Raw genomic sequence first — 25,898 nt, 5'->3', positions numbered from 1 at the left:
CACCGTCCCCCAGTGCCGCGACCGCCCCCGGCCACCCCCGACCGGCCGACCTGCGTTGACATCGCCGCCCGCCGTGAAAGCCTCATTCATCCGCGATCCCGCCGTTGTTGAGCCGTCCCACGCCGGGTACGCCCTCGTGGCACGCGCTCCCGCCCCCGTCCCCCCGGCGGGAGGCGTCTCATGCCGTGGGTCATGACCTGCGGACGAGGCGGAGGTAGGCCCGGTCGTCGAAACTCCCCGCCCCGGGCGGCACGCCCTTGGTTGCGGGGAACTCCCCGATCCGCAGCGGATCGGCCCGCAACGACGAGGCCAGTTCCCGTTCGGCGATCTGCAAGGTGGGGGCCGCCCGCAGGTACCCGTCCGACGCCAGCACCACGTCCCGGCAGTCCCCCCGCAGCTTGAGGACGTCCACGAACCGCGGGGGCACCGCCCGCCCGTCCACCACCCCGTAGCCGAACCGCCCGTCCCGGTTGGCCAGCGCCCCCTGCCGCCGCAACACCGGCATGATCAGCTCTCGTCCCGGGTCGTCCCGCGCGAGTTCCCCGGCGCTCGTGCCCGAAGCCAGCAACGCGTGCAGATAGGCCGCGCGCGTGTCCGCCAGCACACGGTCGACGGCCTTCTCCCCCGCGTGCCGCTCCCACGATCCGTCCTCGTGCCCGAGGGCGACGTGCACGTCCCCGACCCGCCACACGACGCCGTCCCGCGGCCAGGCCACCGCCACCACCGCGCAGGGCCCTGCCGGATCGTCCTGCCCCACCCCCCACCGGCTCCGCAACAGCCGCATCCCTTCCGTGAGGGCCGTCACCCCGGCGTCCGGCCCGCTCCCCGGGTCCAGGCGGCGCAGTGTGCGTACGACCTCCTCGGCGGCGAGCGCCCCGCCGGTCACGCCGCCGTGGTCACGCCCGGACTTGTCCGTGGCCCCGTCCACGACCGCCGCGCACCGGACGCCGGCCTCGTCCTCCAGGACGACCACACGGTCCTCCCCCGCCCCGCCCCCCTTGGCGACCTCGGAACACTCCGCCACTTCCCACACCCGCCGGACCTCCCGTCCCGCGGCTCGTGCCGCGCCCCGGTGACGATAGAGCCACCGGGGCGCGGGGCACGAGGTCAGCACCAGGTGAGCGACGAGTTGACCCGGGTGACGTTGCGGATGACGTTGTTCGCGCCGCCGCACGGGCTCTGGACGATGTTGGTGTTGGTGACGGTGAGGTTCTGGAACGTGATCCCGGACGAGATCGGGAACTCGCTGCGGGCGGCGATGCGGACATCCCCGCCTCCGGTCACGGTGCCGGACACACCGGCGATGGTGACGTTGTAGCAGTTCTCGATCAGGATCGCGTTGTTGCCGGTGTTGGAGATGGTGACCCGGTCGATGACGGCGCCGCCGCTCTCGGAGACGCAGAAGATGCCACGCCCGCCGCCGGCGGCGATGACGTTGCCCACCCGGATGTTGGTCGGATAGCTGCTGCCGACGCGGCCGTTGCGGTTGGCCATGCGGAACGCGGCGTACCCGGTGCCCGTGCCCGCGCCCTGGGCGTCGACCGTGCCGACGGTGGCGTTGATGGTGTCGTTGAACAGCAGGCCCGAGTCGCGGGTGTTGCGTGCGGTGACGGTGCCGATGGTGATGCCGTCCACGCCGTAGGTCTCCACGCCGTGGGTGCCGGTGCCGGAGACGTACACGTTGTCGATCCGGATGTTGCGCACCTTCACCGCGCGGTCGCCGCCGTGGTTGTCGATGCGCACGCCGAGCCCGGCGGACAGCCGCATGTCGATCTGGCCGAGCGTCAGGTTGCTGACGTTCCGCATGAAGATGCCGTACACCGGCGTGCCGGTCAGTCTCAGGTTCTGCACCTCGACGTCGGTGGTGCCGCGGGAGTACACCGGCGCCATGTCACCGGAGCCGGAGCCCGTCACGTTGATCGTGCCGCACACGTCCAGCACGGTGTAGCTCGGCAGGGACAGACGGGAGCTCGCCGGCACGTTGCCGGAGCCGCGCACCACCACCCGCTGCTTGCTGGTGCGGCCGGCGGTGAGGCCGTTCACGGCGGCCTGCATGGCCGACAGCATGTCGCCGCCGGTGTAGCGGACCGTGCCGCCGTTGCGTGCGGTCCAGGTGCTGCCGCTGACGGTGACCTCGCCGTGGAACGTCCCGCTGCCGCAGCCGGTCGGCGGGGGGCTGGAGCTGCCGCCGCCCACCCGGACCAGTTGCCACTGCTGGTTGGCGCCGTCGAGGTCGTTCCACTGCGAGATCCGGCCGCCGTCGGCGGTGGACCACTCGAAGACCTCCAGGGCCATGTTGCTGTTGCGGTTGATCAGCCGGACGTGGCCGTCGGCCGAGTCGGCGAGACGGAACTGCTGGTTCCAGCCGTCGTTGTCGGCCCACTGGACGACGTTGGCGCCGCCGGCGGTGGACCGTTCGTAGATGTCCAGGACCTTGCCGCTGAGGCGGGACCGCAGCCGGTAGTAGCCGCCGCCGGAGTCGACGAACTGCCACTGCTGCTGGTTGCCGTCGTTGCGCGTCCACTGCACGATGGGGGCGCCGTCGTTGGTGGCGAGGTTGTAGACGTCGAGCGCCTTGCCGCTGTGCCGGTTCACCAGCACGTAGTAGGCGGAGGTGTCGACGGTGGCGGCAGTGGCGGGCTGCACCGCGACGACCGCGCCCACGGCGGCGAGCACGAGGCTGACGGCGAGGACGAGGGAGGCGCGCCACCGGCGTCGGGGCCTCGCACGCCCGGAAGGGGAAAGCATGTGGTTCTCCTTTGGATGGGGCGGGCCGCCTGCATGGTTTGCGCTCACATTTACTCGTGTCAAGCGTGTGCCGGGGCCGCAAAGGAAGACGCGCCGTGAAAGGGGTTGACGAGCGAAAATTTCATCGGCTCCCGGCCTCGGCCGGGCGAATCCGCCCGTGAGGCGACCACCTCGTTCCGACGGGATTTCGCGTCCTTGACAGCCCTTAATGTGAGCGCAAACATCAGCGTTTGACTCAGGCGGGGCACCCGTCACCGGCGGAGAGGAACCTTTCCATGCCGCATGTTCGTCCCGGCGGACGCATCGCGTTCTTCGCCGTCGTCGCCGCCGCGCTGATCGCCGTCCTGCTGCCGGGCCCGCCCGCCGCGGCCTCGCCGGCGGTCCAGCACACCAACCCGCTGGTCAACCAGCGCGCCGACGCCCAGATCTACCGGCACACCGACGGCTACTACTACTTCACCGCGACCGTCCCCGAGTACGACCGGATCGTCCTGCGCCGCGCCACCACGCTGCAGGGCCTGTCCAGCGCCCCGGAGACCGTCATCTGGCGCAAACACTCCAGCGGTGTGATGGGCGCCCACATCTGGGCACCGGAGATCCACTACATCGACGGCAAGTGGTACGTCTACTTCGCCGCGGGCGCGACCAACGACGTCTGGGCCATCCGCATGTACGTGCTGGAGGGCACCGGCGCCAACCCGCTCACCGCCACCTGGACCGAGCGGGGCCAGATCCGCACCGCGTGGGAGACGTTCGCCCTGGACGCGTCGACGTTCGTCGCGAACGGCGTGCGCTACCTGATCTGGGCCCAGTCCGAGCCCGGCATCAGCACCAACTCCAACCTGTACATCGCCCGGATGAGCAGTCCGTGGACCATCACGGGCACCCCGGTCCGCATCGCCACCCCCACGTACGACTGGGAGCGGCGCGGCTACGCCGTCAACGAGGGGCCGACGGTCATCCAGCGCAACGGCAGGATCTTCCTCACGTACTCGGCGAGCGCCACCGACGCCAACTACTGCCTCGGCCTGCTCACCGCGAGCGCGTCCGCCAACCTGCTCAGCGCGTCCTCCTGGGTGAAGACCCCCACCCCGGTGTTCACCAGCAACGCCGCCACCGGCCAGTACGGCCCCGGGCACAACACCTTCACCGTCTCCGAGGACGGCCAGAGCGACATCCTCGTCTACCACGACCGCAACTACCGCGACATCTCCGGCGACCCCCTGAACGACCCCAACCGCCGCGTGCGCCTGCAGAAGCTGTACTGGAACGCCGACGGCACCCCGAACTTCGGCATCCCGGTGCCGGACGGCGTCACCCCGGTCCGGCTGAAGTCGTACAACTACCCCGACCGCTTCGTCCGCCACTACGACTACCGCGCGCGGATCGAGGCCAACGTCACCAACCTCGCCGACTCCCAGTTCCGCATCGTCACCGGCCTCGCCGGCAACGGCAGCGTCTCACTGGAGTCCACGAACTTCCCCGGCTACTACCTCCGCCACTACAACTACGAGATGTTGCTCCAGCGCAACGACGGCACCGCCGTCTTCCGCTCCGACGCCAGCTTCAACCGCCGCGCCGGCCTCGCCGACGGCACCGCGGCATCCTTCGAGTCGACCAACTTCCCCGGCCGCTTCATCCGCCACACCGGGAGCGCCCTCTACATCCAGCCGGTCTCGGACGCGACCGCCCGCGCCGACGCCACCTTCATCCTGGAGTGACCCCGGGCCCGCGGCGCCGCGGGCCCCCTCCACGGCCGGATCCGGCCTGGCCGCATCCGGACACGGCGACAACTCCACACACGCCACATCCGTCCCTGACAAGTCAGATGTGTCGTAACAGGAGTTGCTTTGCGTACCCGGTCCCTCCTTATTGCCGCCGCCGTCAGCGGCGGGCTGTTCCTGCTCCACCCCGCGGCGTACGCCGCCGGCAACCTCGTCGAGTACAGGTGCACGACCACCGCCACCGGCGAGACGCAGGACATCGCCGTCAACGTCGAACTGACGGCGCCGGACGACGCCGTGGTGGGACGACAACTGGTCATCACCTGGCGCGGCACCTACGACGGCACAGGGCTGCGCGCCCCCGCCGCCGGGCTCGCCGGCGCCAAGCTGTACGCCTACGCGTCGATCAGCGACCTGCCCGGCCTGACCTCCGCCACCGGTCTCGAGGCACTCCCCGCCGTCGCCGCGAACCAGGTGATCCCGCTCCCGGCCACCGCCGTCAGCCTGCGGACGACCGGCCACACCCCCGGCACCGCCTCGGTGCGTCCCGCCGCGATCAACATCGGCTCCACCCCACAGGAGATCCTGATCGAGTGCGAGGTGCGCAACCGCGAGGAATTGACCCCCACTCCCCTGACCATCACCTCCTCCTCCCACTCCCCCACCCCGACACCCAGCCCCACGTCCAGCCCCACATCGAGCCCCACGTCCAGCCGTACGGCGACGCCGACCGTCAGGCCGACCCGGACCGTCACGGCGACGGTGACGCGGTCCACGGCCACGGGGGCCCCGATGGTGACCCGGACCCCGGCCGGAGGCGCGGACACGGGAGGGGGCGGGGCCGCGGGGCCGGACGGGCGCGCGTTCGTGGTGACCGGCTCGGTGGTGGTCGCCGCGGCAGGGGGCGGGCTGCTCCTGCGGCGGCGGGCGGGACGGAACCGGCCGCGTGATCCTCGGCCGTGATCAGGGGGCGGCGTCGAAGCGGATCGTGTGGAGGCGGTCGGCGGCTTCCCGGTCCAGGAGGGTGATGCTGGCGGCCGGGGCGATGGTGCCGGTGGCGCGGACGGCGGCCACGAGGGCCTGCCATCGGCGGCAGTGGCGGGCGAAGGTGGCGTCGGTGACGACGCGGCCCCGGGAGTACTGGCCGGCTCTGGCGGTCTGCGGCGGGACGTCGAGGAGGATCACATGGGTGGCGGCGCCGCGGCGGCGGGTCAGCCACGCGAAGCCGTGCAGGATGTGGGGCCAGGTGCCTCTGGTGTGCGCCACGACGGCGTGCCCGTGCAGCACGGCACGGGCGATGCGGGCCACGTGGGTGGCGTGCACCAGAGGGGTGCGGACCCGCGGGGGGACGGGGCCGAGGAAACGCGCCCACCAGTTGCGTGCCTGCCGGGAGTCGACCACGCGCACGTCGCCGGCCACCAGCGGCAAGGTCTCGTCGCCGTTCATGTCGTACAGGCGCTGGAGCAGGGTGCTCTTGCCCGCCCCGGGCAGCCCGGCCAGCAGCACCAGCGACCCGGCGGGATACCGCAGCTCCCGGGTCGAGGCCGTGACCTGCGTGCGGTGCGGCTCGGGGGTGATCGAATCAGGCGTCATCCGCTTCTCGTCCTCTGCTCAGGAGCCCGGCGGGAAACGCACGGAGGCCACCGGTGGTCCATGGGCCGTTCGATCAGAGAAACGAATAACGCACGCCAGGAGTTTCACGCCGGGCGAGGACGCCAGAAATCTCGGCATATAGCAGGAAAACACGGAACCCGATGCGAGATGCTGGCCGTTGGCTGGTGAAAGACCTGTGAGAAGGAGTGAGCGGTGTTCCGCAAGTTGATGGCCGCGTTCGGCGCCGGCGTCGAGGTAGACACGGTGCTGAGCACCACACACGTACGGCCGGGCGGGCTCCTGGAGGGCACCGTACGTTTTCAGGGAGGTTCGTCCGAGCACCGCGTGGACGCGATCACCGTCGACTTCACGGCCGTCGTGGAGATCGAGCAGGGCGACAACGAGTTCCGCACCACCTACCCCTTCATGCGTTCCCAGATCTCCGGCCCGTTCGTCCTGAAGGCCGGCGAGGCCCGGTCCCTCCCCTTCTCCATCCCCGTCCCCTGGGAGACCCCGCTCAGCTCCATCGGCGGCCACCCCCTGCCCGGCATGCGCCTCGGCGTCGCCACAGAGCTGGCGCTGGCCGGCGCCCTGGACAAGGGCGACCTCGACCCCCTGTACGTCGAACCCCTCCCCGAGCAGTCCCACCTGCTCACCGCCCTGGACCGCATGGGCTTCCGCTTCAAGCGCGCCGACCTGGAGAAGGGAACGCTGCAAGGCTCGATGATGCCCTTCTTCCAGGAGATCGAGTACTACGCCGCCCCCGACTGGCGCCGCCACTTCAACGAGCTTGAACTGACGTTCATCGCCGGCCCCCACTCGATGGACGTGATCCTGGAAGCCGACACCCGAGGCGGCTTCCTCACCTCCAGCCACGACGTCTACAACCGCTTCCGCGTCAACTACGGCGACCACCCCGGCGCCGTCCAGCAAGCCCTGCACAACGGCCTGACCGCCATGGCCCACCGCCGCGGCTGGTTCTAGCCCTCCCGGGAGCCCACGATCCGCTCGCTGTGCCGCGAGCGGATCACTCCTCCCGCTCGAGCACCGCCAGCGCGTCGTTCAGCACCCCCTCGACATGCGACGCCCCCGACACCGGCGTCTCATAGAACCCCTTCTCCGGGTCATAAGCCACATCCAACCCAGAGTCCACCAACCTCCGCGCCCACCGCACCGCCGTGTTGACCTTCACCCGAGGCACCTCACCCCCCTGCGCCACCGCGGAAAGATTCCGCAGATTGGTAGCCGGCCCCGTCTGGTTGTGCACCCGGTTGAGCTTCCACGGAATCGCCCGCCCATGATCAAGCATCGCCCGCGCCAGCCCCGCCGCCCGCTTCGCCTGCAACACCCCCGACTCGGTCACCCCGAAGTGCGCCGCGATCTCAGCATTCGACCACCCCGCCGCCACAAGCCGCGCCAACTCCACGCGATCGATGAACGCCTTCCGCCCCATCCCCCCATCCTCCCCCACCCAAGGTCACTCCCATTACACATGCCCTCCGGATCTGCGCTAAGGTTGTTCTCGCCCACCACAACGGGCAACGGGACGTAGCGCAGCTTGGTAGCGCACTTGACTGGGGGTCAAGGGGTCGCAGGTTCAAATCCTGTCGTCCCGACCAGGTAATGCCTGGTTGGCAAAAGGGTGTCACGTGCTCACGTGACACCCTTTTCTCGGTCTTGGGTGACCAACTGGGTGATCAGGTGCTGAAGATGCGGGTATGCGCGATGCCCGTCGGCGACGCGATGGCCGGGCCGCCATGATGATCAACGCGTGGCCGGCTCGGAGTCCCGCCTTGCGGGGGCAGTTCCACTTGACAGGCGGAACCGGGCATGCTGGATTGTAACTAGTTACTGAAACTAGTTACTTCTGGGAGGGCGTGAGCCGCCGAGCCGAGGTCATCAGTGCCCTTCGCCCGTCCCGGCGCGAGCCCATGAGAGACGAGGGAGACCGGATCGCAATGGTCGAGCATGTGGTTGTCGTCGGTGCCGGCGTCTACGGGGCGGCGGTGGCCGCCGCGCTGGTGCGGAGGGGGGCTCGTGTCACGGTCGTCGAGGGCGGTGCGCCGGCGGGTGGGGCCTCTGGTGCGACGTTTTCGTGGACCAACTCATGCGGCAAGCAGCCGCGGTCGTATCACGATCTCAGTGTCGCGGGTATGGCGGCCCATCGCAGGCTGGCGGCCGACGTGCCTCATGGCGGCTGGTACCACGAGGGCGGCAACCTCGAGTGGGCTGCCGACGATGCCGGGCGCGAGGAGTTGCGCAAGAAGGTCGCGGGCGTTCTCGACTACGGATACGAGGCGCGGTGGCTCAGCCGGGCGGAGGCGCTGGGGCTGGAGCCGGACATGGATCCCGGCGAGTTGCCGGAAGGTGAGATCGCCTACTTCCCGCGCGAAGGGTGGATCGAGCCGGTGCGCCTGATCGCTTACCTGCTGTCGAGAGCGGTGGGCGGTGGGGCCGAAGTGGTGGTGAACGACGCCGTCACCGGACTGGAGGTGACCGCGGGTACGGTGCGCGCCGTGCGGCTCGTCTCCGGGCGGCGGCTGCTCGCGGATGCGGTCGTGAACTGTGCGGGACCTCAGGCCGCAGGGATCGCCGCGCTGGCCGGACTGGTTCTGCCCATGCGCAACACCCGCGGTGTGCTCGTCTCCTCCTCACCGGTCGCGGTATCGGTCTCGCGGGTCGTCCATGCCCCGCACGTCCACCTACGCCCGGACGGCGGGGGGCGGCTGCTGCTGCACACCCATGAGATCGACGGCGCGGCGCACGTGTCGGCTAACGGGGAGATCAGCGTCGACCCGTCGGCCGTCGAAAAGGTGGTCGAGGCCGGTCGTGCGCTGTACCCGGGACTGCGAGCCTCGACCGTGGAAAGTGTCCGGGTCGGTCAACGGCCCATCCCCGGCGACGGCCTGCCGGTGCTCGGCCGGGTCCTCGCGCTGCCCAACTTCCATTTCGCGGTCTCGCACAGCGGCGCGACGCTCAGCGTGCACGCCGGCGACCTGGTCGCCGGCGAGGTGCTGGGTGAGGACCATGACGACGCGCTGGCCGCGTTCCGGTTCGAGCGGCCGTCACTGGCGGCCGGGTGACGGTGCGACCATGAGCACGATCGTCCTCCATGACTGTGACCTGGTCGACGGCACGGGCACGGATCCACGGCACGGGGCCGACATCGTCGTCGCGGGAGGCACCGTCCGCGAGATCGTTCCCTCGCGACCGGCTGACGCCTACGGCACGGTTGACGAGATCGTCGGCGCGGCCGGAATGCTGGCGATCCCCGGACTGATCAACAACCACACACACGGCACCGCGTACGGGCCGCTGTTTCCCAGCGGACACGTGGGCCTGCCGCACGAGCAGGTCCTCGCCAACCTCGACCGGCACCTGCTGGAGGGGACGACCACGGTGCTCTGCGTGGACGGTTTCGTCACCGCCGAGGCGCTCGCGCGCACCGGTGAAGCGCACCCGATCAACGTCAAGCTGGCCTCGTGCAACACCCCGGCGTGCCTGGCGGCGGCGACCATCGCGGACGGCGGCGGCCTCACCGAGGCGAACCGCGCGTTCACCGCGCGGCACGCGGTACGCGACGGCGCGGTGGCGCTCGGCGAGATCGGGGCGGGGCACACCCTCGGTGGGGGCGGGGCGAGTTACCTGTACATCCCGGCCGAGGTCGAGAGACGTACCGGTGTGAAGATCACACCCCGGCAGGCGGACGGGCTGAAGACCGCGGTGCTGGGCCGGCACATCTCGGAGAACGCGTTCGATCGGGACCGTGTCGAGGAGGCCCTGGCGAGCGCGGGCCTGACCGGCACGCTCTCGGTCGAGGACACCCGTGAGATCGTTTCGGGCATCGTGCTGCCGGCCTTCGACATCGCCCTGCGCGGGCTCGCCGAGGCGGCCGGGCAGGCTCGCGAGGCGGGCGTCCCGGTGCTGGTGCACAACGCGGCGGCATCGATGACCCAGGTCGCGGCCATCGCGGAGACGGACGTGGTCCTGATCGCCGGGCACTCCAACCACTCGAGCTTCGAGCTCCGCGAGGCGGTCGAGCACGCCGGACGGCTCAAGGAGATGGGTGCGATCGTGGATGTCTCCACCCTGGACACCTTCGGGGCACAGCGGCTCACGACGGGGCCGGAATTGCTTTACGCGCTGTTCTCCGCGAGGGTGGTCGACACGATCTCGACCGACTACGCGGGCGGCCACCACGACCCGATCCTGCTGGCGATCGACCGATCCGTCAAGGCGGGTGTGGTGAGCCTGCCGGCGGCGGTCGCGATGGCGACCGCCAACGTCGCGGACGCGATCCCCGGCGTGGCACCGCGGCGTGGCCGTGTCGTGCCGGGAGCGATCGCCGACCTCGTGCTGACGGACCCCGCGGACCTCCAGCACGTGGGGATCGTCATGGTCGGCGGCGAGATCGTCGTGAGAGCCGGTCGGCGCGTCGCCGCCTGACCGGTGCCGGAACCGCCGGAGGGACCAGGAGAACCATGGTGAAACGAGCGACCATCGGCGACGTCGCCGCGGACGCCGGCGTGTCCACGGCCACGGTCTCCCGCGTCCTCAACGGCGGCGCCGTCACCGAGGCGACCGCCGCCCGGGTGTGGGAAGCGGTGGCTCGTCTCGAGTACACCCCCAACGCGCTCACCAAGGGTGTCTTCGCCGGGCACTCCAGCACGATCGGGGTCGTCATCCGCGACCTGAGCAGCCCGTTCTACCTGGACCTGATCCGCGGCATCGACGAGGTGGCGTCCGCGAACGACAGCCTCGTCATGCTCGCCAACACGTTCCGTCGCGTCGACCGCGAGGTCGCCCAGGTGCGGGCCATGGACGAACAGAGGGTGCGTGGCCTGATCGTGACGACCGGCGAGGCGACCGACGGCCGGACACGCCGGATGGCCGAGAACGGCACCCCCTGCGTGATCATCGCGCGCTCCGTGCCGGACGCGCCGCCCGGCATGCACTCGATCAGCCTGGACAACGTCGAGGCCGGGCGGCTGATGGCCGTCCATCTGGCCGGGTGCGGCCGGTCGTCCGTCGGCGTCGTCTCCTCGGGAGGCCGCATGTCCCAGATCGAGCGCACGGCGGGGCTGAGGCAGGCCCTCGCGGACCTGGGCCTGCCCTTGCCCGAGGACGCAGTGACGGCCGCGGACACCGAGGCCGAGGTGAGCGGTGCCGTCGGCAGGCTGCTCATGCGTGGCCGTGATCGCGGCGCGCCGTTGGACGCGATCGTCTGCACCACCGGCCGGCTCACCGTCGCGGTCCACACGGCCCTCACCGCCCGCGGCATCGCCATCCCCGGCGACATCGCATTCGTGACGATGGACGATTTCCCGTGGGCCGCCGCGCTCGGGATCACCGTGGTCGCCCAGCCCTCCTACCAGATGGGCCTGAAGGCGGGTGAACTCGTCGTCGATCGCCCCAGCGGCCCGGCCGAGTTGGTCTTCGCGCCTACGTTGGTCGCCCGCACCTCGTGCGGCGAGTGACCAATGCCAGCGGCCGCGTCGCCGGCTTCCAGAAGACGCGACGATAGGCTTTCCGATCAGCAGGGCGTCCGCGTCAGCCGTCGCTCAGGTGCCGCTCTGACGGGCGGAACGCGGGTCGGAGGGATCGGCCGCGTCGCGGCGAGAGATTTCTCCGGGGCCGTGTCGATCCGCGGGCCGCTCGTTCGACGTGTGGGTGCGAGGCCGAGAGGCGGTCCCGCCGGACGAGGAGAACGCGATGCCGCAGTACATGCTGATCATGCGGGGCACCGACGAGTCGAACGCGGCCATGATGGCCGACATCGACGAGATGATGGCCACGACCCGCCAGTTCATCGAGGAGATGGTCAAGGCCGGTGTTCTCCTCGCGGCTGAAGGGCTGGACGATCCGCGGCAGGGTGTCGTGGTCGACTTCAGTGGCGAGGCGCCGGTGGTCACGGACGGGCCGTACGGCGAGACCAAGGAGCTGTTCGGGGGGTTCTTCCTGCTCGACGTCGCCTCGAAACAGGAGGCGGTCGAGTGGGCCAAGCGGGTCCCGGCGGCCCGCGGGTCCAAGATCGAGGTCCGGCGGGTGCCCGGGAGCGACGAGGTCCCGCAGGTCGACGGGTGATCAGGGGCTGGGCCGGGTGCGAGAGCAAGGGCCGGATCTGATGGGTACGGCCGACGTCGAGGCCGTCTGGCGGATCGAGTCGGCGCGGATCGTCGCCGCGCTGACCCGGTTCACCGGCGATTTCGGGCTGGCCGAGGACGCGGCCCAGGAGGCGGTGGCCGAGGCGCTGGTGTCGTGGCCGCTCGCCTGCCCGGCGAATCCCGCCGGCTGGCTGATGGCCACGGCCCGGCGGCGGGCGATCGACGCGATCCGCCGCCGGACCGCCCTCCAGGACCGCTACGCCCTGCTGGCGGCCGACTCGGCGGTGGACGAGGAAATCGATGTCGACAGGGTCGATGACGACGTGCTGGCGCTGATGTTCGTCAGCTGCCACCCGGTGCTCTCCCCCGAGGCCCGGGTGGCGCTGACCTTGCGCGTGGTCGGCGGCCTGTCCAGTGAGGAGATCGCCCGCGCGTTCCTGGTGCCCGTGCCGACCGTGCAGGCCCGCATCACCCGGGGCAAGAAGACGATCGCGGCGGCCGGGGTGCCGTTCGAGCTGCCGGCGGCCGCCGAGCGCCGGGAACGGCTGGGCGGCGTGCTCAGCGTCCTCTACGTGATCTTCACCGAGGGGGCGACGGCCACGTCGGGCGACCGGCTGCTGCGCCCCGACCTCGCCTACGAGGCGATCCGCCTGGCCCGCACGCTGGCCGCGCTGCAGCCGGACGAGCCGGAGGTGCACGGCCTGCTGGCGTTGTGCGAGCTGACGGCCGCGCGTTTCCCGGCCCGGACCGGCCCGGACGGTTCGCCTGTTCTGCTCGACGAGCAGGACCGGCGGCGGTGGGACTTCTCGGCGATCCGCCGTGGGCTGGCCGCGCTGGCCAAGGCGTCGACCCGCGGCCTCGGCCCCTATGGCCTGCAGGCCGCGATCGCCGCCACCCACGCGTCGGCGCCCTCGGTCGAGGCGACCGACTGGGACCGGATCGTGCTGCTCTACGAGGCACTCGGCCGGGTCGCCCCCTCGCCGGTGGTCGAGCTCAACCGGGCCGTCGCCGTGGCCATGGCCTCGGGCCCGGCGCAGGCCCTGGCCATCGTGGACGAGCTGATCGCCTCGGACCGGCTCCCCGGTTCGCATCTCATCCCGACCGTACGCGGGGAGCTGCTGGCCCGCCTCGGCCGGCGACCGGAGGCGCGCGCCGAGCTGGAACTGGCCGCCCGCCTGTGCGCCAACCAGCGCGAACGCTCAGTGCTGCTGCGCAAGGCGGCCGCGCTGAGCTGACTTCGCGTCTGTTGAGTTCGCCGGCCCAGGTCCGGGAGAACGGTCGGGTGGCGGCTCCGCGCATTTCGGATCGATCGATGCAGAAACGGTAGAGTGGGTGGGGTGGAGACCGGACAGCGCCGCCCGACCGGCCGGCCGCGGGGATTCGATGCCGACGAGGCGCTCGAGCGTGCCCTGCTGGTGTTCTGGGAGCGGGGCTACGAGGGGGCCAGCCTGGCCACCCTGACCGACGCGATGGGCATCTCCACCACCAGCATGTACGCGGCCTTCGGCAACAAGGAGGAGCTGTTCCGCAAGGCGCTGGAGCGCTACACCGAGGGCCCGAGCGCCTACCTGGACCGAGCCCTGGAGGAGCCGACCGCACTCGGGGTCGTCACCGCGCTCCTCGCCGGCACCGTCCGCACCACCACCCGCCCGGCCGGGCCGAACGGGTGCCTGGGGGTCCAGGGTGCCCTGGCTACCGGCGACTCCAGCCGTGGAGCCCGCGACCTCCTTGTCGCGTGGCGGGACAGTGGCTACTCCCGCATCCGGGAACGGTTCGAACGAGCCGTCGACGACGGCGACCTGCCGCCGGAGACCGACCCGGCGCTGCTCGCCCGTTACGTCACCGCCTTGGCCTACGGCATCGCGGTGCAAGCCGCCGGCGGCGTGGGGCGCGACGAGCTCCAGGACGTGGCCGACGCCGCCCTGCGCACCTGGCCGCCCTGCTGAGAGCCGTCCGCCGGGCGTCCTCTCCGTCGCCACCGCAGTCCCGACGGGTCAGGCCGGGCAGTCCCTGCTGATCCAGAGAACCTGGTTCCGGACGGTCCACCCGGACGGCGACAGTTCTGGAGTGGTCAGTACAGAACCTGCTACAGTGGACTTCTGCATCGGTTGATGCGGAAGTTGGCCCAGGTCAGATCCGTGCGGCTACTCGAGGGCCAGTACGGGATCGGCCTCTTCGGCGGTTCGGGCACATGACGGCCCCGCGCGGCGCCGGTGAACCACTCCGGCAGCCCGGCTGACCCCGCACACACTTCGAGAGGAAACCCATGACCGTCACGCTGATCACCGGGGCCAACAAGGGCATCGGTTTCGAGACAGCCAGACAACTTCTGGGACTGGGGCACACCGTCTACATCGGTGCGCGCGACGCCGAGCGAGGCGAGAAGGCCGCAGCCGCCCTCGGCGCACGGTTCGTGCAACTCGACGTGACCGACGACGCCTCGGTGGGCAACGCGCTGGCGACGATCGGTGCGGCCGAGGGACGGCTCGACGTCCTGGTGCACAACGCGGGCATCCTCGGGAACGAACTCCTCGACGGTCCCACGGCCCTGCGGGTGTTCGACACCAACGCGGTGGGAATCGTCCGCGTCACAGAAGCGGCACTCCCCTTGCTGCGCAAGTCCTCGAACCCCACCGTGGTCACCGTGTCGAGCAGCGCCGGCTCGTTCTGGGCGGTGAACAACCCCGACCGGCCCGAGTTCCACCTGCCGCTGGCGCTGTACTCCGCGTCCAAGGCGGCGGCAACCATGCTGACAGTCCAGTACGCCAAGTCCCAGCCCGGCATCAAGTTCAACGCACTGGAGCCCGGCACCACAGCCACCGACATGACCGCGGCCTTCGGGATCGGAAGATCACCGGAGGAGAGCGCCGGAGCCGTCGTGCGCCTGGCCACTCTCGACGTGGACGGCCCGACAGGGACCTTCCAGGACGAGAACGGGGAACTGCCCTGGTAGTCGCCGCGCGGGCGTAGCCGGGCCGCGGGGAGCCTCACCCGCGGACCGCTGTGCGGGGCATGTCTCTTCATATGGGTAGGCTACCTACATGTAGGCGACCTATACATGGGAGCGAGCGATGAGCCCGGCCATGCGCAATCTGCTGGTGGCACTGCACGTCCTGACCTCCGTGGGCTGGCTGAGCCAGGCGCTCGCCCTGTTCGCGCTCGGGACCTACAGCGCGACCACCGGCGACCGCAGCGGCTACGCGATGGCGGAACTGCTCGACACCCACGTCCTCCTGCACCTCGCCAACGCCTCGGCCTTCACCGGGCTGATGCTGTCCGCGATGACCAGATGGGGCTACTTCCAGTACTGGTGGGTGATGATCAAGTTCGTCATCACCCTGTCCCAGCTCTACGTGGGCATCTTCCTGCTCGGCCCCCGCCTCGGCGCGCTCGCCGAGAACACGCGGGACATCGACCCCGTCCTGCCGGCCGGCACACTGGTCATGGTCTCGGCCATCGCCTTCCAGGCATGGCTGTCGGTGGCCAAGCCGTGGAAGCGCACCCCTTGGGCGGCGGCGCGCGTGAAGCCCCCCGCGCCGGCCGTCTGGGTGACCGTTCTCGTCCTGCTGGCCCCCGCGCTCGACTTCACACTGGCCGAATTCGTCCTGGGCCATCCGGCGCCGCTGTTCTGCCTTCTCACCGCCCTCCTCTATCCCTTATGGCGGGCCCGCGCCATGCGCACGAACCGGACCGCCGCGGTCCGGGAGGTCGTGGATCGCGGCGGAAGGTGAGGACGGGGATTCGCGATCGAGCGCTGCCCGGATCTGGCTGAGCCACTCCGTGCCGAGCCGGCGTCCGTCCGGGAGCTGGTCGTCCCGATCCCAGCGCCAGGTCGTGATCATCGCCAGCACGAGGATCCGGCACTCGCGCAGCAAGTCTTGGTCGGCACCCGGGTAGTGGCCGCCGACCTCTTCGGGCGCGTGGGCGAGGTCGAACTCGACAGGGCCGCGGCAGCACGTCTCCAGGTCGATGAACAGCGGCCCGCTCTTCGTGGCGAGCACGTTGCCCGGGTGCGGCTCGCCGTGCAGGAGCTGCTCGGTGGCGCCGCGCTCCCCGATGGCGCGTCGCAGGCTTCGCAACGTGTCGCCGAGGAGCTCCCGGTCGGCGTCCGCGAGCGCCGGCGTGCGGTCACGGCTCGCCACGAGCTGCTGAGCCTGCTCGACACGATCGGTGAAGTGCGGGGTCGGGACGTCGAGCTCGCGCATGCCGCCGTGCAGCCGCTGGAGCGCATCGGCATAACCGGCCGGTGAGATCTCCGCAGGCGTCGCGGGTTCGTGGTAGGTCCACAGCGTGATCACGTAGCCGTCACGCTCGTGGACGCGTGGCTCCACTCGCGGGTCGAGGGCGGCCACGGGGCACCCGGATCCGGTGAGCCGTCGCGCCAGTTCGACCTCGAACGCCGCGACCTGATGCGCCGCGGGCGCCACCCGGGCCACGGCATCACACGGCAGCAGACGCAGCGTGAGCTTGTTCGAGTCATGAAGAACGACCGCGTCGTCGGCCGTCAGTCCAAGCGACGAGGCGGCCGCCATCGCCGCACCCACCGCACGCGGGACCTCTGACGCATGCATCGTCGCGTTCCTCTCCCTTCCGTGCCGACGTGCGACCGCGGGCTGCTCAGCCGACGCCGACGGACTGATGTCCGGGCTCGGTCACGACCACGACGCTCAGACGGTGAGGTAGGGAATGGTCATCGGCCCCTCCGGCAGGACGCAGACCCGGCCGGGCAGCCGGCGCACGGTGGCGGCGATGTCGCCGGTCTGCTCCAGGTGGGCGGCGGCCAGGTCGGCGTCGCTCATGTACGACGTGTGCATGACCACCCGGGCGGTCCGCTGGATGCGGGCCTGGATCTGCACCTGCCACTGGTCGGGCACGGTGACGGCGCGGCGGGAGATCTCCTCGAACAGGGCGTCCGGCGAGGCCGCGGAGGTGAGCACCTCCCGGTAGGAGCCGTGGTCGGGGAAACCGTCGCGGCACTCGGCGGCGCAGACGATCGTGCCCCCCGGCCGGACGACCTGCGCGGCGGCGCTCATGCCCTTCACCGACTGGTAGAGGTTCTGGTCGAGCGGGAAGCCCGCGTTGGTCGTCACCACCACGTCGAACGGCTCGGTGACCGGCCGCATCGCCGCCGTGCGAGCGGCGGCCGTGGCGGCGGCGTGCATCGGGAGCAGGTCGCCGCCGAACGCCCGCACGATCTTCTGCTCGCGGTTCAGCACGACGTCGAGGGCGAAGGTGACGCCGGTCGCGGCGGCGATGGCGCGCACGTCGTCATGGACGGGGTTGCCCTCGATGATCCCCCAGGTGGCCCGCGGGTCGCCGATGCGGGCCGCGTCGTGCAGGGTGAGCACGGTCTCCAGGGCGGCGAGCCCGGGGGCCACCAGCTTCGGGCCGCCGGAGAAGCCGGCGAAGAAGTGCGGCTCCACGAAGCCGGTGGTGATCCGCACGTCCGCGTCGAGCCATTCCCGGTTGAGCCACACCGGGACGTCCTTGCCGTGGCGGCCCGCCCAGCGCAGGGACGAGGCGTCGCGGGCGTCGTGGTTGACGATCCGCACGGCGTCCACGACCTCGTCGCCGAACATGGCGCGCAACTCGGCGCCGGTGTTGCCGCGGTGCGTGCCGGTGGCGACCAGGAGCACGATGTCGTCCAAGCCGGCCACACCGTCCAGCTCGGCGAGGATCGCCGGGATCATCAGGTGTCTCGGCTGCGGCCTGGTGCCGTCGCACGCCGAGATCGCCACCGTCTGGCCGGGACGCACCCGCTCGCGCAGCGGCGGCCCCGCGACGGGGTCGCGCAGGGCGCGCCGCAACTCGGCCGGCTCGTCCGGCGCGGCCGGTCGGGCGACCGGTGTGATCACCGTGGTCCGGTCGTCCGGCAGGTCCACGGCGAGCCCGCCGGTGCCGTAGGCCAGGTCAACCCGCATCGTCCAGGTCCTTCCAGAGCTGCTCCGGCACGTCGGCGGCCGCCAGGTCGAGATCCTCGCGGACCTCGGCCGCGCTGCGCGCGCCGATCAGTACGGTGGTGACGGCCGGGTGCCGGTGCGGGAACCTCAGCGCGGCCGCGGGCAGCGGCACGCCGTACGACGAGCAGAGCCGCTCCAGCTCACGCGCCCGCTCCAGCACCTCGGGCGGGGCCGCGGCGTAGTCGTAGGTCGCGCCGCCGGCCAGGACACCGCTGTTGAACACCCCGCCCGCGATGACGGCGACGCCGCGCCGCTCGCACGCGGGCAGCAGTTCGACGGCGGCGGACCGGTCGAGCAGCGTGCAGCGTCCCGCGACGAGGACCGCGTCGACGTCGGTCTCCAGGACGAAGCGGGTGAGCATCTCGGCCTGGTTCATGCCCGCGCCGATCGCGCCGATGACGCCCTGGTCGCGCAGCTCGGCCAGCGCCGGGTAGGCCTCGCCCGCTGCCTGCTCCCAGTGGTCGTCCGGATCGTGGATGAGCACCAGGTCGAACCGGTCGAGCCCGGTGCGCGCCAGGCTGTCCTCCAGCGAACGCAGCACGCCGTCGCGGCTGTAGTCGCGCACCCGCACGTGGCCGTCCCGGCCGGGGAAGCCGTCCTCCTCGCCCCGGCCTGGCACCAGGACGCGGCCCACCTTCGTGGAGACGACCGCCTTCCCCGCGTTCCCCGGCAGGCCACGCAGGAAGCGCCCGAGGCGCTCCTCGGCGAGGCCGGATCCGTAGTGCGGCGCGGTGTCGAAGTACCGGATCCCGGCGTGCCACGCGGCGGCGAGGGCTTCTTCCGCCTGCTCCTCGCTCACCGGCGCGAACAGCCCGCCGAGCGGCGCGGTGCCGAGCCCGTACCGTCCGAGGTCGACCTTCACGACGCCGCCGGCCTCAGGCGCAGGCCGGCCATGCCGCCGTCCACGGCCAGCTCGACGCCGACCGTGGAGCCCGACGCCGGGCTGGCCAGGTACGCCACGGCTTTGGCGACCTCCTGCGCGCTGACCAGGCGGCCGTGCGGCTGGCGCGCGGCCAGCGCGGCCCTCTCGGCCGCCGGATCGGGGGCGGCGTCGAGCAGCCGCCCGACCCATGGGGTGTCCACGGTGCCGGGGTTGACGCAGTTGACGCGGATCCCCTCCCTGATGTGGTCGGCCGCCATGGCCCGGGTCAACGCGAGCACCGCGCCCTTGGACGCCGAGTACAGCGCCCGCTGCGGCAACCCGGCCGTGGCGGCGATCGAGCAGGTGTTGACGATCGCCGCGCACGGGGACTCCCGCAGGTACGGCAGGGCCGCACGGGTGACGCGGGCGATGCCCACCACGTTGAGGTCGAACACGCGCAGCCACTCGGCGTCGTCGTTGTCCGCCACGGTCCCCTGAGCGCCGATGCCCGCGTTGTTCACGAGCACGTCGATGCGGCCGTACCGTTCGGCCACCGCCGTGATCGCTCGCCGTACGGCCACATCGTCGGTCACGTCACAGATGAACTCGGTGTCCTTGACATCCAGGACCGCGACCCGGGCGCCCCGCGCGGCCAGTTCGCCGGCGACCGCCTCACCGATGCCCGAGGCCCCTCCGGTGACCACGGCGACCAGACTCTCGAACTCGCCGCCGCTGCCCGCCGGCTCACTCATCGTTCCTCCTCCGCGGCTCTCACGCCTGGCCCATGCGCTGGCGCTGACGGCCGAGACCGTCGATCTCCAGCTCCACCACGTCGCCCTCCCGCAGGTAGGCATCCGGGCCACGGCCGAGCGCGACGCCGGCCGGGGTACCGGTGTTCACCACGTCACCCGGCTCCAGCACCATGAACTGGCTCAGATACCAGATCACGTGATACACACCGAAGATCTGATCCTTGGTACTGCCGTTCTGACGCAACTCCCCATTGACCCACAACCGCAACCCCAGACCCTGCGGATCCCCGACCTCCTCCCCCGTCACCAGCCACGGACCCAACGGATTGAACGTCTCACACGACTTGCCCTTGTCCCACTGACCACCACGCTCCAACTGGAACTCACGCTCAGACACATCATTGGCGACCGCATACCCCGCGATCACCCCCGCCGCCTCCTCCGGCGACGACAGATACCGCGCCCGACGCCCCACAACCACCGCCAGCTCGACCTCGTAGTCGGTCTTCACACTCCCCCGCGGCACCAGCACCTCATCATCGGGCCCCACGACAGTGCTGGACGCCTTCAAGAACACCACCGGCTCCGGAGGAGGCACGGCCCCGGTCTCCTCCGCGTGGTCGGAGTAATTCAGCCCGATACAGATGACCTTGCCGGGCCTGGCCACCGGCGCACCCACACGCTCGTACGGCCCGGCCTCGGGCAGCCGGCCTTCTGCCAGGGCGGACCTGACCCGCTCGGCGCCTCCCCCCGCGAGGAACGCGCCGTCGATGTCCGCCGTCAGCGACGACAGGTCGAACACCCGGCCGCCGGGTCCGAGCACGCACGGTCGCTCACCGCCCGCGGGCCCTACACGCAACAGCTTCACGAAACGCCTTCTTTCACTATGGGTCCTAACGTTGCAGGCGCGCGGGGGCGCCGGGCGCGCTCCGGCGTACGAGCCAGGCTTCGGTGATGTGCGTGAACATCGCGCCGGCGGCGCCGTCGGAGTCGTGGGCGGCGATGCGCTCGTAGATGCGGCGATGGCCGAGGTTGGACGCCACGCACAGGGCCCGCTCGGTCCTGCCCATGTACCGGGCGGTGTTGACGACTTGCTTCTCCAGCGACCGCACCACACCCCGGGCGATGCGGTTGCCGGACGCCTGCATGATCGTGTCGTGGAAGGCCCGGTCGTGGTCGGCGTAGACGGTGGGATCGTCCACGACCTGGTCCATGCGCTCGACCAGGGCGCGCAGCCGTTCGACGGTGTCCTCGTCCGCCACGCGGGCGGCGAGATTGGCCATGTCGGACTCCAGGACGCGGCGCGTGACGACGAGGTCGTCGAGTATCGCCAGGGTCTCGTCCTCGGCGATGGTCGCGGCCAGCACGAGCTCGTCGAGCATGTCCCACATCGCCGGCGGAGTCACCATGGTGCCCGACCCCTGGCGGACCTGGACGAGTCCCTTCTCCTGGAGGACCTTCACGGCCTCACGGACGACGGTCCGGCTCACCGAGAACGCCGCGCACAGCGCGGACTCCGAGGGAAGCGGCGTGCCCGACGGGTACACCCCGCGGACGACGCGCTCCACCAGTTCCGCCGTCACCGCCTTGGCGAGGCTGGCGGGCCGGCGGACCCACGTGGGCGGCGTCGAGACGCCGCCGGGTGATTCCTGCGATGCTGTCACATCCTCCTCCGATAGCCGCCGACGGAGCGGCGACGGACCCAGTATACGTCAGACGTATTGACGTAAGACGTCATACAAGTTACGTTTCGCGAAAGACGGCCGGGGAGGCTGGCCGCCCTCTGGAGAGTGAACAGCAATGAAGCAGCACACTTTATGGTCGGTCGCCCTGATCACATGCCTGGCCCTGACCGGCTGTGGCAGCGCCGCACCGACGGGCTCGGGGTCCGGATCGGCGTCAGGGTCGGGATCCTCGGCCGGGAACTCGAATGGCAAGCTCGTGGTCTGGGACTGGAAGTCCGGCGACAAGACCTCGGCCTCCTACATCGAGAAGGCCAAGGCCGACTTCGCCAAGACGCATCCCGGCGTGACCGTCGAGTTCGTGGCGCAGCCGTTCGACCAGTACTACACCCTGCTCGGCGCGGCCATCCAGTCGGGCAAGGGACCCGACGTGATGCTCTTCAACGGAGGCGGCCAGATCCGTGACCGCGTGGACGCGCTACTCCCGATCGACGAGTACGTGGCCGGGGACAAGCAGCGACTGGCGGGCTGGGACGCGTTCAGCAAGGACGGCAAGACCTACGGCGCGCCGGTGACCCTGCAGGGTCACCCCATCTACTACAACAAGGCGCTCTACGAGAAGGCAGGGCTCGACCCCGAGCAGCCGCCGAAGACGTGGGACGAGTTGATGAGCGCCTGCGCCGCCATCAAGAAGGCCGGCGCCAAGTGCTTCGCGCTCGGCAACAAGGAGGGCGCAGGCATCCAGTTCTGGATGTCGGGCCTCGCCCCGGGCATCCTCACGCCCAAGGAGTACGACGACTGGATCGCCGGCAAGCGGGACTGGAACTCCCCCGCCGTCAAGCAGATCTTCAAGCTGTGGAAGGAGGTCAACGACAACGGTCTCAACAACGACGGTGCCAACTCGACCGCGATGTTCAACGACGCCTTCTCGGTCTTCAGCTCGGGTAAGGCCGCTCACATCATCAGCCTGATGTCGGATGTGGGGCACTGGAAGGACTTCGGCGAGTTCCTCGGCGACAAGGTCGGCGTCATGCAGGCCCCGGTCGTCACCGCCGGGGCCGAACCGGCCCTCCCGTACGACGGCGGCATCGGGTACGCGGTCGCGAAGTGGACGAAGGACCCGAAGACGGCCGCGGACCTGGTGCGGTCCCTGACGTCGACGGACGCGTTGACCGCCTTCTACTCCGACGCCGGCGCGATCGCGTCCGACACGACGATCGACGTGTCACAGGCTCCCCCGGCCGTCGGCACCCTCGTGTCGCAGCTCAAGTCCGGCAAGCCCGCGCTGCACGTCGCGCTGTCGTCCAAGACCCTCGACCTGATGGGACGACTGTCGCAGAAGCTCCTGAGCGGCTCGGCGAGCGTCGACGAGGCGGTGAAGCAACTGGCCGCTTCGGACGGGACGGGCTGATCCCGTGCCGGTTGGAAGTTCCTCTCCGTCGGTCAGCCCGGCCGCCACCGGGCCGGCCGACGGGACCAAATCCGGGCGGCGAGCCCGCCACGGCGACACCGGGACACGACCGCGACGCACTTCACGCGCGGGGTCGCGGGCCGAACGCTTCGCACCCTTGGTACTGGTGGCACCGGCCGTCCTGATCATCCTGACACTGCGGCTCTGGCCGCTGCTCCTCGGCGTCAACTACTCCTTCACGGGCGACGGCGACCTCAACGGGACGGCGGTGGGCCTCGACAACTACGCCGAACTGCTCGACGACCCGCTGTTCCGCACCGCGCTGGGCAACGTCGGGCTGCTGGTGCTGCTGCTTCCCGTGGCGGTGGCCATCCCCGGCCTGCTCGCGACGTTCATCTACCTGCGCGTGCCGGGCAACCGGGTCTACCGCAGCGTCTACTTCTTCCCGGCCGTGCTCTCGCCGGTGATCGTCGGCGCCATCTTCAACCTCATCCTCGCCTTCGACGGCCCGCTGAACGCCGCCCTCGGGGTGATCGGCATCAGCCCGATCGACTGGCTCGGCGACCCCGGCGTGGCCATGTTCACGGTCGTCGGCGTACAGATCTGGGCGACGTTCGGGATGGCCCTGGTGGTGTTCCTCGCCGGCTTCTCCACCCTGGACTCCGCCCTCCTGGACGCCGCCCGGGTGGACGGCGCGTCGCTCCCCCAGACCATCTGGCATGTGATCATCCCCGGGCTGTCCCGCACCATCCAGTTCGTCTTCGTGACGACCATGATCGGGCTGCTCACCTCCATGTTCGGTCTGCTCTACGTCATGACCGCCGGGGGCCCGGAGGGGTCGACCTACCTGCCGGAGTTCTACATCTGGACCCAGCAGGGACAGATGAACCGCCCGGCGCTCGCGTCGGCCGCGTCGACGGTGCTCTTCCTGATCATGTTCGTCGTGGGGCTCGCGCAGGTGAGCGTGCTGCGCCGCGCGGGAAGGGAGGACTGATGTCCGGCAGACGTCTGGGCAGATGGGTGGCGGCCGTCCCGATGGCGGCTCTCGCCCTCGCGACCATCTACCCGATGGTGTTCACCGTCAACGTGGCCATGAAGACCCGGCGGGAGTACATCCTCGACCGGTTCTCCCCGGCGAGTTCGCTGCAGATGAACAACATCTCCGAGGCGTGGAACAGCGTCGGCATGGCGCGGTACTTCGCCAACTCGGTGATCGTGGTGGCGTGCGCGGTGATCCTGCTGCTGCTCATCGGTTCGATGGCCGGCTTCGCGCTGAGCCAGCTCCGGTTCCGCGGGTCCAAGCTGCTTTTCCTCGGCATCCTCGCGGCGCTGTTCGTCCCGTTTCAGGTGATCATGGTGCCGCTCGCCCGGGTCATGGCGGACACCGGCCTCATCGACACCTATCCGGGGCTGGTCCTGGCCTACGTCGCGCAGTTCCTCCCGTTCACCGTCTTCCTGATGACCAGCCATTACCGGACGATCCCCGCGGAGATCATCCACGCGGCCAGGATCGACGGGAACACGACCTACGGCGTCTACCGCAGGATCATGATCCCGCTGGGTGCTCCGGCCCTGCTGTCGGTCGGTATCCTCGACACCTTGTTCTGCTGGAACGACGTGCTCATCGCTCTGGTGATGATGCCGTCGGCCGAGCATCGTACCCTCATGATCGGGGTCACCTCGCTGCGCGGACAGTACTCCGACGACATCCCCACCTTCGCCTCAGGAGTCCTGATCGCCGCGATACCCGTCCTGCTGCTCTATCTGTTCCTCCAGCGTCAGATCGCCGACGGTGTCACCGCCGGCTCCACGAAGGGCTGACATGCGGATCTCGGGGTATCGGACTTTGACGACGGTGCAGCAATGGGGCCGCCCCGTCGGTGACGCCAACGGCGTCTACACCGACGGGAACGTCTCGGTGCCGATCATCATGGTGGACACCGATGAGGGCATCACCGGCGTCGGTCTCGGGCCGCACGTCGAACTCGACACGATATTCGCCGCCATCGAGGGCGAGGACCCGCGCGGCGTGACGGCGCTCTACGACCGCATGCTCCGCCGGACGTTCAAGGCGGGGCACGCGGGCGCGGTGTTCGGCACCATCGGCGCCCTCGACACCGCCCTGTGGGACATCAAGGCACAGGCGGCCGGCGAACCGCTCTGGCGCCTGCTGGGCGGCCGCGACCGGCGGGTGCCCGCCTACGCCTCGGGCCTGGACATCGGCGTGAGCGACGAGGAACTCGTATCGCTGTACGAGGTCTACGCCGGGCACGGCCTGCGTGCGGCCAAGCTCAAGGGCGGTCTGGACATCGAGCGCGACCTGCACCGCCTGACGCTGGTCCGGGAGGTCCTGACCGAGACCGCGCACGGATCACGGCCGAGCATGATGCTCGACGTGAACGAGGCGTGGACGCGCAAGCAGGCGGTCCGGCACGTGTGCGAGATCGAGCGCACCCTCGACCTCACCTGGATCGAAGAACCCGTCCGGCGGTGGGACGCCGAGGGCCTGGCCACCGTCGGCCGCGGGATCCGCGCGTCCGTGGCCAGCGGGGAGAATCTCACCGGGCTGGAGCAGTTCCGCCCGCTGCTGGCCGCGGGCGCCCTCGACATCGTCCAGACGGCGGCCGTCTGGGGAGTCACGCATTTCCTGCGGGTCTCCGCGCTGGCCCACGCCCACGACCTGCCGGTCAGCCCGATCGGCACCACTCCCGTGGGCCTGCTGCACGCCGCGACGTCGGTGCCCAACCACCTGGCCAGCGAGCTGCAGGATCTGCGGCCGCCGCTCGGGGTGTCCCTCGACCTGCACGTCGAGGACGGCGCGTTCGTCCTCGGACACCGGCCGGGCCTGGGTGTCACGATCGACGAGGCCGCGATCACCGCGTTCACCGCCACCGGCCGGGCGGACGGCGTGCCGGCCAACGGCCCCCACATCCGGCCGGAGCACGCCGGCCGGAGGCTGCTGGCGGTGGCCCATCACGGTGCCGCCCAGCAGCACCGGCCCGCTCCCTGAGCCGCCGGCCGGCCCCTTGAGCCGCCGGCCGCCCAGGGTGTGCCCCGAAGGG

General features: G+C 70.7%; 25 protein-coding genes and 1 tRNA gene. 16 read left to right on the top strand and 10 right to left on the bottom strand.

Translation table 11 applies throughout. The annotated features are described in order from the left end of the window. Positions 1-190: 190 nt before the first annotated feature. Together ABGB17_RS00195 and ABGB17_RS00190 are read right to left on the bottom strand one after the other, a co-directional pair. Positions 191-1,024: a hypothetical protein gene (locus ABGB17_RS00195; protein WP_347625587.1), complete on the bottom strand. Its 834-nt coding sequence runs from the start codon at positions 1,022-1,024 to the stop codon at positions 191-193. Positions 1,025-1,107: 83 nt separating this feature from the next. Next, positions 1,108-2,748 (bottom strand): RICIN domain-containing protein, encoded by a 1,641-nt coding sequence (locus tag ABGB17_RS00190; protein WP_347625586.1) that lies wholly within the window; start codon positions 2,746-2,748, stop codon positions 1,108-1,110. 275 nt (positions 2,749-3,023) lie between these two features. On the opposite strand from ABGB17_RS00190, the gene ABGB17_RS00185 reads away from it, so the two are divergent. Together ABGB17_RS00185 and ABGB17_RS00180 are read left to right on the top strand one after the other, a co-directional pair. After that, positions 3,024-4,469 carry a family 43 glycosylhydrolase gene (locus ABGB17_RS00185; protein ID WP_347625585.1) on the top strand — a complete coding sequence of 482 codons (1,446 nt, stop codon included), beginning with the start codon at positions 3,024-3,026 and terminating at the stop codon, positions 4,467-4,469. A 129-nt stretch (positions 4,470-4,598) separates the two neighbouring features. Beyond that, a complete protein-coding gene (locus tag ABGB17_RS00180) occupies positions 4,599-5,435 on the top strand; it encodes a hypothetical protein (RefSeq protein ID WP_347625584.1) in 837 nt (278 codons plus the stop codon). Here ABGB17_RS00180 and ABGB17_RS00175 read toward each other — a convergent pair whose 3' ends face one another. Then, positions 5,436-6,065 carry an AAA family ATPase gene (locus tag ABGB17_RS00175; RefSeq protein ID WP_347625583.1) on the bottom strand — a complete coding sequence of 210 codons (630 nt, stop codon included), beginning with the start codon at positions 6,063-6,065 and terminating at the stop codon, positions 5,436-5,438. 213 nt (positions 6,066-6,278) lie between these two features. On the opposite strand from ABGB17_RS00175, the gene ABGB17_RS00170 reads away from it, so the two are divergent. Continuing rightward, positions 6,279-7,049 carry a sporulation protein gene (locus tag ABGB17_RS00170; protein WP_347625582.1) on the top strand — a complete coding sequence of 257 codons (771 nt, stop codon included), beginning with the start codon at positions 6,279-6,281 and terminating at the stop codon, positions 7,047-7,049. 43 nt (positions 7,050-7,092) lie between these two features. Here the strand turns inward: ABGB17_RS00170 and ABGB17_RS00165 are convergent, their stop codons facing one another. Then, entirely contained in the window at positions 7,093-7,518 is a 426-nt protein-coding gene (locus ABGB17_RS00165) for a hypothetical protein (protein WP_347625581.1), read from the bottom strand. Positions 7,519-7,607: 89 nt separating this feature from the next. On the opposite strand from ABGB17_RS00165, the gene ABGB17_RS00160 reads away from it, so the two are divergent. The 9 genes from ABGB17_RS00160 (at position 7,608) to ABGB17_RS00120 (ending at position 15,900) form a co-directional block, all read left to right on the top strand. Further along, positions 7,608-7,684, top strand: a tRNA-Pro gene (locus tag ABGB17_RS00160). A 339-nt stretch (positions 7,685-8,023) separates the two neighbouring features. Then, positions 8,024-9,148: an FAD-dependent oxidoreductase gene (locus ABGB17_RS00155; RefSeq protein ID WP_347625580.1), complete on the top strand. Its 1,125-nt coding sequence runs from the start codon at positions 8,024-8,026 to the stop codon at positions 9,146-9,148. A 10-nt stretch (positions 9,149-9,158) separates the two neighbouring features. Next, positions 9,159-10,511, top strand: a complete 1,353-nt coding sequence (locus tag ABGB17_RS00150) for a hypothetical protein (RefSeq protein ID WP_347625579.1) — start codon at positions 9,159-9,161, stop codon at positions 10,509-10,511. 35 nt (positions 10,512-10,546) lie between these two features. After that, positions 10,547-11,542, top strand: coding sequence for a LacI family DNA-binding transcriptional regulator (locus ABGB17_RS00145; RefSeq protein ID WP_347625578.1), 996 nt, complete (start codon positions 10,547-10,549; stop codon positions 11,540-11,542). 235 nt (positions 11,543-11,777) lie between these two features. Further along, positions 11,778-12,149 (top strand): YciI family protein, encoded by a 372-nt coding sequence (locus ABGB17_RS00140; RefSeq protein ID WP_347625577.1) that lies wholly within the window; start codon positions 11,778-11,780, stop codon positions 12,147-12,149. Between the two features lie 40 nt (positions 12,150-12,189). Then, the gene (locus ABGB17_RS00135; RefSeq protein ID WP_347625576.1) at positions 12,190-13,404 is read left to right on the top strand and encodes a DUF6596 domain-containing protein; all 1,215 of its coding nucleotides are present in this window, start codon (positions 12,190-12,192) and stop codon (positions 13,402-13,404) included. Between the two features lie 102 nt (positions 13,405-13,506). Next, complete coding sequence (locus tag ABGB17_RS00130) at positions 13,507-14,115, top strand: TetR/AcrR family transcriptional regulator (protein WP_347625575.1); 609 nt, start codon at positions 13,507-13,509, stop codon at positions 14,113-14,115. A gap of 320 nt (positions 14,116-14,435) precedes the next feature. Then, complete coding sequence (locus tag ABGB17_RS00125) at positions 14,436-15,122, top strand: SDR family NAD(P)-dependent oxidoreductase (RefSeq protein ID WP_347625574.1); 687 nt, start codon at positions 14,436-14,438, stop codon at positions 15,120-15,122. A 118-nt stretch (positions 15,123-15,240) separates the two neighbouring features. Continuing rightward, a complete protein-coding gene (locus tag ABGB17_RS00120; protein WP_347625573.1) occupies positions 15,241-15,900 on the top strand; it encodes a hypothetical protein in 660 nt (219 codons plus the stop codon). Here ABGB17_RS00120 and ABGB17_RS00115 read toward each other — a convergent pair. From ABGB17_RS00115 to ABGB17_RS00090, 6 genes are all read right to left on the bottom strand, one after another. After that, positions 15,826-16,740: an aminoglycoside phosphotransferase family protein gene (locus tag ABGB17_RS00115; RefSeq protein WP_347625572.1), complete on the bottom strand. Its 915-nt coding sequence runs from the start codon at positions 16,738-16,740 to the stop codon at positions 15,826-15,828. The two genes, ABGB17_RS00120 and ABGB17_RS00115, sit on opposite strands and share 75 nt — an antisense overlap. Before the next feature lie 96 nt (positions 16,741-16,836). Continuing rightward, a complete protein-coding gene (larA, locus tag ABGB17_RS00110; RefSeq protein WP_347625571.1) occupies positions 16,837-18,090 on the bottom strand; it encodes a nickel-dependent lactate racemase in 1,254 nt (417 codons plus the stop codon). After that, positions 18,080-18,991, bottom strand: a complete 912-nt coding sequence (locus ABGB17_RS00105) for an aldo/keto reductase (RefSeq protein WP_347625570.1) — start codon at positions 18,989-18,991, stop codon at positions 18,080-18,082. The genes larA and ABGB17_RS00105 overlap by 11 nt, the downstream gene beginning before the upstream one ends. Next, entirely contained in the window at positions 18,988-19,743 is a 756-nt protein-coding gene (locus ABGB17_RS00100; RefSeq protein ID WP_347625569.1) for an SDR family oxidoreductase, read from the bottom strand. Before ABGB17_RS00100 ends, ABGB17_RS00105 begins: the two co-directional genes overlap by 4 nt. Positions 19,744-19,762: 19 nt before the next feature. Beyond that, on the bottom strand, positions 19,763-20,611 hold the full coding sequence (locus ABGB17_RS00095) for a fumarylacetoacetate hydrolase family protein (RefSeq protein ID WP_347625568.1): 849 nt from the start codon (positions 20,609-20,611) through the stop codon (positions 19,763-19,765). Between the two features lie 25 nt (positions 20,612-20,636). Next, a complete protein-coding gene (locus ABGB17_RS00090; RefSeq protein ID WP_347625567.1) occupies positions 20,637-21,407 on the bottom strand; it encodes a FadR/GntR family transcriptional regulator in 771 nt (256 codons plus the stop codon). A 277-nt stretch (positions 21,408-21,684) separates the two neighbouring features. Here ABGB17_RS00090 and ABGB17_RS00085 point away from each other — a divergent pair, with 277 nt between their 5' ends. From ABGB17_RS00085 to ABGB17_RS00070, 4 genes are all read left to right on the top strand, one after another. Further along, positions 21,685-22,836: an extracellular solute-binding protein gene (locus tag ABGB17_RS00085; RefSeq protein ID WP_347625566.1), complete on the top strand. Its 1,152-nt coding sequence runs from the start codon at positions 21,685-21,687 to the stop codon at positions 22,834-22,836. 166 nt (positions 22,837-23,002) lie between these two features. Then, positions 23,003-23,830, top strand: a complete 828-nt coding sequence (locus ABGB17_RS00080) for a sugar ABC transporter permease (protein ID WP_347625565.1) — start codon at positions 23,003-23,005, stop codon at positions 23,828-23,830. Further along, positions 23,830-24,657, top strand: coding sequence for a carbohydrate ABC transporter permease (locus ABGB17_RS00075; RefSeq protein WP_347625564.1), 828 nt, complete (start codon positions 23,830-23,832; stop codon positions 24,655-24,657). Before ABGB17_RS00080 ends, ABGB17_RS00075 begins: the two co-directional genes overlap by 1 nt. Positions 24,658-24,691: 34 nt before the next feature. Then, entirely contained in the window at positions 24,692-25,846 is a 1,155-nt protein-coding gene (locus tag ABGB17_RS00070) for a mandelate racemase/muconate lactonizing enzyme family protein (RefSeq protein WP_347625958.1), read from the top strand. The last annotated feature ends 52 nt before the right edge of the window (positions 25,847-25,898 follow it).

Origin of the sequence: Sphaerisporangium sp. B11E5 (genome assembly GCF_039871875.1) — a bacterium.
In the GTDB taxonomy this organism is placed as follows: domain Bacteria; phylum Actinomycetota; class Actinomycetes; order Streptosporangiales; family Streptosporangiaceae; genus Sphaerisporangium.
The sequence above is the reverse complement of the archived record's forward strand: the minus strand, read 5'-3'. Positions and strand labels throughout refer to the sequence as shown.